Source organism: Ruegeria sp. AL11 (genome assembly GCF_056540865.1).
Genome location: NZ_JBQFXO010000005.1, coordinates 153,158 through 164,779, shown reverse-complemented (window position 1 = coordinate 164,779; position 11,622 = coordinate 153,158). Strand labels below are relative to the sequence as shown.

Genomic DNA, 11,622 nt, shown 5'->3' with positions numbered 1-11,622 from the left:
CTGTATGGGTTTGTCAGCACCGACGCGACGCGTCGGTTTTGCACGGCATTCAATCAGGGACCCTGCCCAATGAGCTACAAATCTGACATCGAAATCGCTCGCGAAGCGAACAAGAAGCCGATTCAGGAAATCGGCGCAAAAATCGGTATCGAATCTGCCGATCTGCTGCCTTACGGCCACGACAAAGCGAAGGTCAGCCAGGACTTCATCAACTCGGTCCAGGACCGCGAAGATGGCAAGCTGATCCTGGTCACCGCGATCAACCCGACCCCTGCGGGTGAAGGCAAGACCACCACCACCGTGGGTCTTGGCGATGGCCTGAACCGCATCGGCAAAAACGCGATGATCTGTATCCGTGAAGCTTCGCTTGGCCCGAACTTCGGCATGAAGGGCGGCGCTGCGGGTGGCGGTTACGCTCAGGTTGTTCCGATGGAAGAAATGAACCTGCACTTCACAGGTGACTTCCACGCGATCACTTCGGCGCACTCGCTGCTATCGGCGATGATCGACAACCACATCTACTGGGGCAATGAAGCTGAGATCGACGTCCGCCGCGTTGCATGGCGTCGTGTGGTCGACATGAACGACCGTGCTCTGCGTCAGATCACGGCGTCGTTGGGTGGCGTGTCGAACGGCTTCCCGCGTGAAGCAGGCTTTGACATCACCGTTGCGTCCGAGGTTATGGCGATCCTGTGCCTTGCAAACGACCTGAAAGACCTGGAAAAGCGTCTGGGCGACATCATCGTTGCTTACCGCCGTGACAAGACCCCGGTTTACTGCCGCGACATCAAGGCAGAAGGCGCAATGACCGTTCTGCTGAAGGACGCAATGCAGCCGAACCTGGTGCAGACGCTGGAAAACAACCCGGCCTTCGTCCATGGCGGCCCGTTTGCGAATATCGCGCACGGCTGTAACTCGGTCATCGCGACCAAAACCGCTCTGAAGGTTGCTGACTATGTCGTGACCGAAGCCGGTTTCGGTGCTGACCTGGGTGCCGAGAAGTTCATGAACATCAAGTGCCGCAAAGCCGGTATCGCACCGTCGGCCGTTGTTTTGGTCGCCACCGTGCGCGCGATGAAGATGAACGGCGGCGTTGCAAAAGCCGATCTGGGTGCCGAAAACGTCGACGCGGTTCAGTCTGGCTGTGCCAACCTCGGCCGTCACATCGAGAACGTGAAGTCCTTCGGTGTGCCGGTTGTTGTCGCCATCAACCACTTCGTCACCGACACAGATGCTGAAGTTGAAGCGGTCAAGAGCTACTGCGCCGAGCACGGTGTTGAAGCGGTACTGTCGCGTCACTGGGAGCTGGGCTCCGAAGGCTCGGCGCCTCTGGCTGAGAAAGTTGTTGAAATCGTTGAAGGTGGCACCGCGAACTTCGCGCCGATCTACCCCGACGACATGCCTCTGTTCGAGAAAGTCGAAACCATCGCCAAGCGCATCTACCGCGCGGACGAGGTTCTGGCAGACAACAAGATCCGCAACCAGCTGAAGGAATGGGAAGCAGCCGGATATGGCAACCTGCCGGTCTGCATGGCGAAAACCCAATACTCGTTCTCGACCGACCCGACCCTGCGTGGCGCACCCACCGGCCACTCGGTTCCGGTACGTGAAGTTCGTCTGTCCGCAGGTGCCGGCTTCATCGTGGTTGTCTGCGGTGAGATCATGACCATGCCGGGTCTGCCGCGCAAACCTGCCGCTGAGACAATCCGTCTCAACGAAGAAGGTCAGATTGAGGGCTTGTTCTAAGCCGATTTTTGAACCATCTCGTGGTCCGGGGATTACACCCCGGGCCATGAGGAGATCACGATGCCCACTCTGACACCGCCGCAAGACTGTGAGACGATGCAGGACTTGCGCGTTCAGATCGACAAGCTGGACCGCCAACTGATTGAGATGTTGGTGACGCGCGCGGAATACATCGATCGCGCCTCGCAGTTGAAGCCAGGCGAGGGCCTTCCGGCCCGAATCCCGGACCGTGTCGAAGAGGTGGTGCAACGTGTACGCGCAAGCTCGGATCAGCTGGGGATGGACCCGGATCTGGCCGAAAAGCTCTGGCGCATTTTGATTGACTGGTCGATTGCCCGCGAAGAGCGTGTGATTGGACCCGACTGAACACCCGGGCGCTCTGCGCCCGATCCGTTTTTGGAAAGAAGGGATCACAGGATGGTAGCCCAGGTTATCGACGGCAAAGCCTTTGCGGCCAAAGTGCGCGCGCAAGTGGCCGATCAGGTTGCAAAGCTGAAAGAAGAAAACGGCATCACGCCCGGTCTGGCAGTGGTTCTGGTGGGCGAAGACCCGGCAAGCCAGGTATATGTGCGCTCAAAGGGCAAGCAGACCGTTGAGGTCGGCATGAACTCGTACGAGCACAAGCTGGACGCCGACACCTCGGAAGATGACCTTCTGGCGCTGATCGACAAGCTGAACAACGATCCTGCGGTTCACGGTATTCTGGTGCAGCTGCCTCTGCCCAAGCACCTGAACGAAGATCTGGTGATCAACTCTATCGATCCGGCCAAGGATGTCGATGGCTTCCACATCTCGAATGTTGGCCTGCTGGGCACCGGCCAGAAATCGATGGTTCCCTGCACCCCTCTGGGCTGCCTGATGATGCTGCGCGACTACCACGGCTCACTGTCGGGTATGGATGCAGTTGTGATTGGCCGCTCGAATATCGTGGGCAAGCCGATGGCGCAACTGCTTCTGGGTGACAGCTGCACCGTAACCATCGCGCATTCGCGCACTAAGGACTTGCCGGACGTCGTGCGCCGCGCTGACATCGTTGTCGCAGCTGTAGGCCGCCCCGAGATGGTTCCGGGTGACTGGATCAAAGAAGGCGCGACCGTGATCGACGTGGGCATCAACCGCATCGAGCGCGACGGCAAGAACAAGCTGGTCGGAGACGTCGACTACGCCAGCGCCGCTGAGCGTGCGGGCGCGATCACTCCGGTTCCGGGTGGCGTGGGTCCGATGACCATCGCCTGCCTACTGGCCAACACTCTGACTGCGTGCTGCCGCGCCAACGGCCTGCCAGAGCCCGAAGGCCTTTCAGCCTGATCCACGACTTCGTCGGACCGCGCTGTGCGGTCCGACCCTGGCGAGACGCGGGCCGGATCAGCGGCCTGCGCCTTAACCTATGCATGAATTGTGTTTTACAGGACCTCAATTCATGATATCCGTTATTTCCCAGTCAGTTGCCGAGTAAACATCGTGACCGTCCAAGATGTCCTGACTGGGTCTTGGGCCGCTGTTCTGTAAGTATGAAGTTAAACCTCGCGCTATTGCGTTCTCATTGCACCCCACAGCGGGTGGTCGCAGGCGTTGTTTTCTTGCCTTTGCTGGCCTACGTATTTCCCCCTTTTTTGGCTGCGGATTTGCCTTTTTCCCTGCGTTTGCTGTTCTGGGTCGGCGTTATGGTGTTGGCTTTGGCCGCCATTTGGGCCGCGCGGAATGTGATTGAACGACATCAGATATTGGAGCAGCTGCCCGCGCGCGATCTGGCCTATGCGGTTGTGATTCTTGCGATGTTCACTCCGACCCTCTGGCTTTTGGCGTGGTTGCTGTTCACCTGGGGTGGTCATATGGCGCCTGAGATGGCTACTGTTGCCAGTTACGGCATATTGTTTGCCACAGGCCTGTTGCTGGTGCGTCGGGCCGAATGGCACGATGGCAAGGTCGAAGCCGAACCTGAGCTAAAGCCGATGCCACGGCTTGCGCGCCGTTTGCCCGAGAGTTTTCAGGGTGAGTTCTACCGCCTGACCGTGCGCGACCACAATGTGGACGTCGTAACGTCTGAGGGGACCTTTACGATCCGCTCACGCTTTACCGATGCCATAGACGAGATGGAGCCTGTTGCGGGCCATTGCTCGCACCGGTCGCATTGGGTGTGCGATGAGGCTGTAGCGGGTGTTGAACGGTCCGAAGGCAAGATCTTCCTGCGTCTCGTCAATGGCGATCTTGTTCCGGTCAGCCGCAAGTACCGGCCGATGCTGGAAGAGGACGGCCTGATCTGAGGCGCTGCACGACGTCCTTCCGTCTCAGCGAGGCATTGGGATCATCTGCGGTTTAGGGCCCGTTAGGATTGCCAATGCCTTCGGTCCCATCAGACCAGTCAAAACCTGATCCGAGCTGCGCAACCCGCCTGTGTAGGTGCCAAAGGCGGGCAGGATCAGACGATTTGAATCGAACAGAAAAGCCGGGCGTGTAATGCTGCGGCCACGCGCGCGCAGCGTGGCCTTTGGGTGATAGTGACCCGAAATCTCGCCTTTTGCCTCGGACTGCGCGATATGGCGAAAGGTGAGTGTGGCGCAGTTCCACTCGGCCAGATGCGTGCCGCCGAGCTCCACCGGGCCGGGATCGTGATTGCCTTCGATCCAGATCCAGCGACGCCCGGCTTGCAGGGTGGCAATGCGCAGCCTCTCGGCGCTGGGAAGCGACAGGGAGGCATCCAGATCATCAAAGCTGTCTCCCAGGCAGATTACGGTTGCGGCCCGCGTAAACTCCAGATCTTTGGCCAGCCTGTCCAACGTGTCCTGACTCTCATAAGGCGGCAGGATCGCACCACCGCGCCGGGCCATGCGTTCGGACTTGCCGAGATGCAGGTCGGAGACACACAGCAATTGCCGCTCAGGCCACCACAATGCGCCGGAGGGTAGGGCGCTCAGGTTCTGCTCTGCAAAGGAAAACTCAACCTTGTTCATGGAACGTTCTTCGCGCGTTTTACGCGCCCGCGCAAGGTTGATTAGAGCGTATCCAGCCCGGCCGCCTGCAGCAATCGCGCACTTTCTTCTGCCAGCAAGCGTTCTTCGGCGGCCCCTTTGACCGGGACTTTGCCAACTTCAAGGAACAAGGGTGCGGCGAGAGGTGACACACGTTCCAGTCGAACCAGATCAATCCGGTCGCCAATCCGTTCGACCATCGCCTCGATCCGGCCGAAATCGACAAGGCCGCGCATGGCCTCTTCGCGGGTGATCTGCATCAAAAGGTGGTCGGGGTCGTAGTTCAGCAGCGTGTCGTAGAGGATATCTGACGAAAAAGTAGCCTGCCGACCGCTTTTGCGTTGCCCGCCAGTGTTGCGCTCGATCAGGCCTGCGATGGTGGCCGAGGCGCGGAAGGTGCGCTTCATGACGGCATTGCCAGCCAGCCATGTGTCCAACCCGTCGCGCAGCGTATCGATCCGAAACAGAGGCGTCGGATCGGTCACTGCATCCAAGCCCCAGATCAGGGTCGCGTAGTCGGTCGCAACAAATCCGAGAGGGGCAAGGCCTGTTTCCTCCATGCGTTTGGTGAGGAGTAGGCCCAAGGTTTGTTGCGCATTGCGTCCGGCGAAGCCGTAGACACAAATATGCTCGCGCCCGTCGCTGGGAAAGCTCTCGACCAACAGGCGGTTGCGTTGGGGCAGGCGAGAGACATGCCGCTGTAGCTTCAGCCAGTCGGCTGTGTGTTGCGGCAGATGAGGCCAGTCGGTCTGCGCGAACATGCGCAGGATTCGGTCGCTCAGCCGCGTTGAAGTGGCGAACTTTGTCCCCGCAAAAGTGGCGATTTTGGGCTTCTTGTCGGCACGGCGGCTGACTTCGACCACAAGCTCGCGCAAGCCCTCGTAACGCACGATCTGACCGCCGATCAGGAAGGTATCGCCGGGGGTCAAAGTGGCTGCAAAAGCCTCCTCCACCTCGCCCAATGGCTTACCGCCCCGGTTGCGCTTCAGGCGGACTTTCAGGGTATCGCTGTCCTGAATTGTGCCGAGGTTCATCCGAATTCGGGCTGCAGCGCGGGGGTCCCTTAGCTGCCACAAACCGTCGGCGCGTTGCTGCAACCGTTGCCATCGGTCGTAGGCTCGGAGGGCATAGCCGCCGGTCGCGCAGAAATCGAGGCAGTCGTCAAACTCGGGCCGTGTCAATTGCGCGAACGGCCCGGCCGAGGTCATCTCGGTAAACAGTGCATCTGCATTGAATGGCCCCGCAGAGGCTGCGATCAGGATATGTTGGCACAGCACGTCTCGGGGGCCTGCGCCGCGCGGCTCTCCGTCCAGATCATGGGCTTTTGCGGCCTCAAGGGCGGCCACGCATTCGACCACTTCAAACCTGTTGGCAGGTACCAGCAAGGCTTTGGACGGCGCGTTGTAGCGGTGATTTGCCCTTCCGATTCGCTGCACCAGCCGCTTGACGTTCTTGGGCGCGCCGATCTGGATCACCAGATCAACATCGCCCCAGTCGATGCCTAAATCGAGAGAGCCGGTGCAGACGATGGCGCGCAGATCACCTCGGACCATGGCCGCCTCGACCCTTTCGCGCTGCTGGCGATCAAGACTGCCGTGATGGATTCCAATGGGCAGGCTGTCTTCGTTTGCAAGCCACAGATTGTGAAAGAAAATCTCGGCCTGCGCGCGGGTGTTGTGGAAGATCAGAGTCGTCTTGTGTTGGCGAATTTGGTCCAGCACCGCGGGTATCGCATAAGCTGCACCTCCGCCCGACCATGGCGGCATCTCGGCAGTTTCCAGCATCGCGATATCGGGATCGGGGCCGGGATCGGCTTGAATGATGTGACACGGATCGGGGTGACGGGCCAGAAAGCGGGCAATGGCCTGAGGGTCCTCGACCGTGGCCGACAAGCCCACACGGCGCATGTTCGGGCACAGAGTCTGAAGCCGCGCCAGCGCCAGCATAAGTTGATCCCCGCGCTTGCTTTCGGCCAAAGCGTGGATTTCATCGACGATCACGCGCTGCACCCCATCAAACATGCGCGGAGCGTCCTCATATGAGGTCAGCAGAGCCAGACTCTCAGGCGTGGTGAGTAGGATATGCGGCGGGTCGGCGCGTTGGCGTTTTTTCCGCGTGGCCGAGGTATCGCCGGTGCGGTCCTCGATGCGGATGGGCAAGCCAATCTCTTCCACGGGCGTGCGCAGGTTCCGTTTGATGTCTGCTGCAAGGGCCTTGAGGGGCGAGACGTATATAGTATGCAACCCGGCACGTGTACCGTCCGCCAACTCGGCCAATGAGGGCAGAAACCCCGCCATCGTTTTGCCGCCGCCCGTTGGCGCAATCAGTAAAGTGGCCGGGTCTTGCGCCCGATCGAACATGTCCTGCTGATGAGGGTGGATGGTCCAGCCCTTGGTGTTGAACCAAGTGCCGATCCGGGCGGGAATCTGCGTCATGTGCGCAGACTACCCCTGTCACTCCGGAAATGGCACGGCGTTATTTGACGATTTTCTCGTCTTTGACGAACATGTTGGCCCAGGCACGGTCGATCAGGTCGGGGCTCATCTGATAAGGAATGCCCTCGAACTCACAGATCGAGATCATCTGGTCGATCAGGAAGATTGGCTGGTAGTTCGCATAGATGTTGTCGATGGTCGGGTATTTCACCTTCAAAAGATGCACCAACGCGGCCTCATCCAGCGGCATGCCGCGTTTGCGGGCGACCATTGCGAAGATCTTCAGGAAGTTCTCTTGGTTCGGACCATCAATCTTGATCTTGAAGAAGATCCGGCGCAGGGCCGCTTGGTCGAAGATCTCATTCGGGTGGAAGTTGGTCGAGAAGATGACCAGCGTGTCGAAGGGAACCTCGAACTTTTCACCCGATTGCAGGCCGAGGATATCCTTGTTCTCTTCCAGTGGAACAATCCAGCGGTTGACGAGGGCTTGAGGGGGTTCGGCCTGTCGTCCAAGGTCGTCCACGATAAAGATACCGCCGGTCGATTTCAGCTGCAGTGGGGCCTGATAGGTCCGCGCGGTGGGGTTGTAGACCAAGTCCAGCATGCTCAGCGACAATTCACCACCAGTCACCACGGTTGGGCGCTCGCACTGAACATAGCGCGAATCGAACCGCTTGCGGCGGCGCAGGCTGTTGGGGTCGTCAGGCTCCTGCTCAATCGCGGTATGTACGATCGGGTCATAAACGGTGATCACCTGACCGGCATATTCGATAGCGTAGGGGACATAGACATTGTCACCCAAAGCATCCCGAATACCGTTCGAGATCGAGGACTTACCATTCCCCGGAGGGCCATACATCAGGATCGAACGGCCTGCGCTGACCGCGGGGCCGAGGTGATCCAGCAGGCTGTCGGGCAAAACCAGATGGCCCATCGCATTGGTCAGTTGGTCTCGCGTGACCTGAATATTGCGGATCGACTGGCGTTTGACCTGCTCGCGATACACATCCAGTGGTACGGGCATCGCACCGAAATACTCCGACTGGCTGAGCGCGTCCAACGCACGGGCCTTGCCGGCGTCGGTCAGCTGATATCCCATCTCATTGCCGCTATTGGCGTTCAGGGTGCCTGTGGCTTCAAGCAATTTTTGGTCACGCGCAATGTCGATCAGTTCCTGCGTGACTGAGCCGGGCAGGCAGATAGCCTCGGCCACTTCGGTCACGGTGCTGGCATTCTTGCGAAAGATCGTCTTCAGCAAAATGTCCCGCATCATCACAAGCGGGAGCTGCATTTCACCCAGGCCCTTCGGGGCAGGGGGCGCCATAACTGCTGAGGTCTGCATATTCATGAGCGGGACTCGTCTGTTCTGATGTCACACCAAAAGCCCCAAAGCGGGCCAGTTGTGTGAAATCTGGCGCAGCTTTGTGGCGGGACCAAGGCAGCGACAAGGCGCGCAGATGATAGTTTACGATCCGAGAACAGTCCCAAGAATCAGATACATGGCAAGCGAACCGGACAGGGCCAGCCCCATCGGGAACTTTTTGCCTTTGTCCCAACTATCCCAATGTGGGGCAATTGTGCGCAGCCTTGTGTGCTTGGCCAAACGGTGGGTCGCTACCGCCCCCAAAGTACAGGCCATCAAAATAGCCATGAGCAGAACCATATCTGCGAACCAGATGAACGGAGCGGCTGCGGCCAGAAATTTGGCATCGCCGGCGCCCATCGCTCCGGCGGCGTTCAGGATGATACCGGCAAGCAGAACCACGAAGATATGCAGGAATTGCCAGACATAGATAGGCAATGCGATATCAAGAGGGCCGATCTGCCCTCCAATCAGCCCCGTCGACCACGGAGGCAGCACAAACAGCCCAACCAAGATATAGACCAGAACCAGCGCCGTGACGGCGTGGTTCTTGATCTTCATTTCACGCATATCCGTGAAGGCGACGTAAAAGCAGATCGGCAGCACAAAGGGTAGAAACCATGCTGCCACATAGGCCGGTATCGCCATGCGTCAGCTTTCCTCGAGCGCGCGAAGCGAGCGGACGGCTTCATCGAAATGCTGGGGATGGGTCGCAATCGCCTCGCGGAGGAGGTTCTTGCCGGTTGTCGTATCCCCTTGTTTCACCGCGGAAATCGCCATCGTGTTCAACAGCCGGGCGCGTTCAACCTGTGTCATGGGCACCACCGGCAGGCTGTAATTCCCCTGCGCCGACCGGGCCAGAACCAGATTGTTCTTGGCTGTAAACAGGCTCTTGTCCTGGCGGACGGCTTCGGTGAACAGGCGTTCGGCCTCGGCATATTGTCCACGGGTCAGCTTGGAATAGCCCCAGTTGTTCATAACCCCACCGGGGCGCGTGGTCAGGCCCACGGCCGTTTCATAGAAGTGATCGGCGCGTTTCCATTCCTTGCGGGAATCCGCGACGACGGCTTCAAGGCGGTAGCGCTTGAACGACTCATGAGTTGGCGGGACCGAGTTCAAAACGGTGTGGGCTGTGTTCCAATCCCCATTGCGCACCAGCGCATCCGCGTATTCGACCCGGTCGGCCGCATTGGCGCCGTTCATGGTCGTCACGCGTTTCCACGCGGCGGCCGCCTCGGTCGAGCGTTTGGCGCGACCCAGCGAGATCGCAAGCCCGCGCTGCAGGTCGATCCGGTCGGGGTTTTTGGCGGCGGCATTGTGGAAATAGGTGACCGCCTCGTTGGGGTCGGCCGCGGTCAGAAGCACGTCGTTCAGGTTGGTTTCGTCAATGACGTTCACCTCCTGAAATGTACGTTCGACCTTTTCCTCTTCGGTTTCTTTTGCACAGGCGGACAGGATCAACCCAGTGACCACGAGTGACGGAATCAAGAATTGTTGGCGCATTTTTGCGTCCTTTTACTGCTCTTGCCTCGATTACTGGATTTTGCGTAGCGAAAATTGCCCGTCGCCTAGCTGCTCCAGCGTATATTCTTGTTCTTGGTCAATAGTATTAACAGGATTTTCCATTTTTGCGATAGCTAAGCGAAGATTGTCGCGGATTGCGTCACTTTCGCCATTGTCCAACGCAAAGGCCCGGCGAAACACCTGTTCTGCTTCGGGGTATTGTCGGGTTTCCATCAGTAGAACACCCAAATTGTTCCAGGCGATGGGCCAGTCCGTGTCATCCTCGACCGCGCGGCGTAGAAGGGTCTCGGCCTGCCCCAACCGACGCAGCCCCAGATTTGCGGTCCCCAATGAGGTCAGAACCTGCGGCGTCATCCCCTGTTCCAGCGCGGCGCGGGTAAAGCTGTCGAGGGCCAACTCATACTCTCCAGCGGCCATCAGGCGGTTTCCAACGGTGATGTTGTCTTCGGCTTGTCCCGTCGGATCTATACCCGGCGCGTCGAAGTCATCCGACAGGCTCCCTTCCGTGCAAGAGGCCACCATGGCGAAAACCATGATGGCCCGAAAACTTCGGCGAAGCCTACGCAAGGCACAGCCTTTTTCTAGTTGCATCGAAGCTACTTCACTTTCCGAATTCCGCAATGACACCTGCAGACGGTCCGACCAGAATAACCAGCAGCGGCGGTACCGTCAGCATCATTGTGACCAGAGTCATCTTGGTAGGCAACTTGTTAGCCGCTTCTTCCGCGCGCATCACGCGTTTGTCACGCATTTCACCGGCATAAACCCGCAGGGCTTCGGCGATGGAGGTACCGAATGTCGCCGACTGGATCATCACGGTCACAAACGCCCTTACATCTTGAACACCGCAGCGGGTTCCGAAATCACGCAGGACTGTGTCTTTGTCTTTACCGGCTTTCATCTCGTATGCCACAACCTCGAATTCCTGAGAAATCTCGGGGTAGGAGCTTTTCATTTCCGACGCTACTCGAACGATAGCCTGATCCAGGGATTGGCCAGCTTCGACACAGACCAACATCAAGTCCAACGTGTCCGGAAAGGCCGCTGTGATGGCCTGTTTCCGCTCCTCAACGCGGCGTGTGATCCAATATTTGGGGATGTAGTAGCCAATCGCGCCGGGGATCAGAACGCGGATCAACAATTGAGTTCCAGTGAATTCCTGACCGCCCGAGAACACTGTTACCCACAGCACTCCGAACAAAATGCCTAATATGCCAAGCGCGAACTGCGCAAAGTGATAGAAACGAACGGCATCTTTCGACTGGTATCCAGCCTGCCGCATCGTCAATTGAACGGCGGAAAGCTCCTCTTCACTTTTGGGCTCTAGAAAGGTGGCGAATTTCTCGAGTTGCTCGTTTCGCCCGCCGTTTCGCAGTTGGTCTTTTTTGGGTTTTTTCTCTTTCCGCGGAGCCGTCGTACTGCGTTGCAGCTTTTTCAGGGGATCTTCGGGCTGATTCAGCATCAGAAGAACGGCTACGGCGATAAGAACAAAACCAAGAACACCAACGACGATCAGGGGACCGAACTCACCAAGGTGTTGCGTTAGGACGTTGTTGATGGAGGTTAGGAATTCCATTGAACTGAC

11 protein-coding genes are annotated in these 11,622 nt (G+C 58.5%); 4 read left to right on the top strand and 7 right to left on the bottom strand.

The window, feature by feature from the left end:
* Positions 1-69 precede the first annotated feature (69 nt).
* From ACR0IP_RS09990 to ACR0IP_RS09975, 4 genes are all read left to right on the top strand, one after another.
* Positions 70-1,746 (top strand): formate--tetrahydrofolate ligase, encoded by a 1,677-nt coding sequence (locus ACR0IP_RS09990; protein ID WP_170377819.1) that lies wholly within the window; start codon positions 70-72, stop codon positions 1,744-1,746.
* A gap of 60 nt (positions 1,747-1,806) precedes the next feature.
* Entirely contained in the window at positions 1,807-2,112 is a 306-nt protein-coding gene (locus ACR0IP_RS09985; RefSeq protein WP_170377821.1) for a chorismate mutase, read from the top strand.
* A 51-nt stretch (positions 2,113-2,163) separates the two neighbouring features.
* Positions 2,164-3,054 (top strand): bifunctional methylenetetrahydrofolate dehydrogenase/methenyltetrahydrofolate cyclohydrolase FolD, encoded by an 891-nt coding sequence (gene folD, locus ACR0IP_RS09980; protein WP_170377823.1) that lies wholly within the window; start codon positions 2,164-2,166, stop codon positions 3,052-3,054.
* 317 nt (positions 3,055-3,371) lie between these two features.
* Positions 3,372-4,010 carry a LytTR family DNA-binding domain-containing protein gene (locus ACR0IP_RS09975; protein WP_425083875.1) on the top strand — a complete coding sequence of 213 codons (639 nt, stop codon included), beginning with the start codon at positions 3,372-3,374 and terminating at the stop codon, positions 4,008-4,010.
* 24 nt (positions 4,011-4,034) lie between these two features.
* Here the strand turns inward: ACR0IP_RS09975 and pdeM are convergent, their stop codons facing one another.
* The 7 genes from pdeM to ACR0IP_RS09940 form a co-directional block, all read right to left on the bottom strand.
* On the bottom strand, positions 4,035-4,697 hold the full coding sequence (gene pdeM / locus ACR0IP_RS09970; RefSeq protein WP_170377827.1) for a ligase-associated DNA damage response endonuclease PdeM: 663 nt from the start codon (positions 4,695-4,697) through the stop codon (positions 4,035-4,037).
* A 41-nt stretch (positions 4,698-4,738) separates the two neighbouring features.
* Entirely contained in the window at positions 4,739-7,150 is a 2,412-nt protein-coding gene (locus ACR0IP_RS09965; protein WP_480525304.1) for a ligase-associated DNA damage response DEXH box helicase, read from the bottom strand.
* A 40-nt stretch (positions 7,151-7,190) separates the two neighbouring features.
* Positions 7,191-8,498 carry an ATPase gene (locus ACR0IP_RS09960; protein ID WP_170377831.1) on the bottom strand — a complete coding sequence of 436 codons (1,308 nt, stop codon included), beginning with the start codon at positions 8,496-8,498 and terminating at the stop codon, positions 7,191-7,193.
* Positions 8,499-8,615: 117 nt separating this feature from the next.
* Positions 8,616-9,161, bottom strand: coding sequence for a prepilin peptidase (locus ACR0IP_RS09955; protein WP_480525302.1), 546 nt, complete (start codon positions 9,159-9,161; stop codon positions 8,616-8,618).
* Positions 9,162-9,164: 3 nt separating this feature from the next.
* A complete protein-coding gene (locus tag ACR0IP_RS09950) occupies positions 9,165-10,016 on the bottom strand; it encodes a tetratricopeptide repeat protein (RefSeq protein ID WP_170377835.1) in 852 nt (283 codons plus the stop codon).
* Positions 10,017-10,046: 30 nt separating this feature from the next.
* Positions 10,047-10,628 (bottom strand): tetratricopeptide repeat protein, encoded by a 582-nt coding sequence (locus ACR0IP_RS09945; RefSeq protein ID WP_480525300.1) that lies wholly within the window; start codon positions 10,626-10,628, stop codon positions 10,047-10,049.
* Positions 10,629-10,638: 10 nt separating this feature from the next.
* A complete protein-coding gene (locus ACR0IP_RS09940) occupies positions 10,639-11,613 on the bottom strand; it encodes a type II secretion system F family protein (protein WP_170691135.1) in 975 nt (324 codons plus the stop codon).
* Positions 11,614-11,622 lie beyond the last annotated feature (9 nt).

Bases quoted from the DNA above. Each gene is read 5' to 3' on its own strand.
- folD (WP_170377823.1), top strand. From the start codon at position 2,164: ATGGTAGCCCAGGTTATCGACGGCAAAGCCTTTGCGGCCAAAGTGCGC.
- ACR0IP_RS09985 (WP_170377821.1), top strand. From the start codon at position 1,807: ATGCCCACTCTGACACCGCCGCAAGACTGTGAGACGATGCAGGACTTG.
- ACR0IP_RS09945 (WP_480525300.1), bottom strand. From the start codon at position 10,628: ATGCAACTAGAAAAAGGCTGTGCCTTGCGTAGGCTTCGCCGAAGTTTT.
- ACR0IP_RS09990 (WP_170377819.1), top strand. From the start codon at position 70: ATGAGCTACAAATCTGACATCGAAATCGCTCGCGAAGCGAACAAGAAG.
- ACR0IP_RS09960 (WP_170377831.1), bottom strand. From the start codon at position 8,498: ATGAATATGCAGACCTCAGCAGTTATGGCGCCCCCTGCCCCGAAGGGC.
- ACR0IP_RS09965 (WP_480525304.1), bottom strand. From the start codon at position 7,150: ATGACGCAGATTCCCGCCCGGATCGGCACTTGGTTCAACACCAAGGGC.
- ACR0IP_RS09940 (WP_170691135.1), bottom strand. From the start codon at position 11,613: ATGGAATTCCTAACCTCCATCAACAACGTCCTAACGCAACACCTTGGT.
- ACR0IP_RS09955 (WP_480525302.1), bottom strand. From the start codon at position 9,161: ATGGCGATACCGGCCTATGTGGCAGCATGGTTTCTACCCTTTGTGCTG.
- pdeM (WP_170377827.1), bottom strand. From the start codon at position 4,697: ATGAACAAGGTTGAGTTTTCCTTTGCAGAGCAGAACCTGAGCGCCCTA.
- ACR0IP_RS09950 (WP_170377835.1), bottom strand. From the start codon at position 10,016: ATGCGCCAACAATTCTTGATTCCGTCACTCGTGGTCACTGGGTTGATC.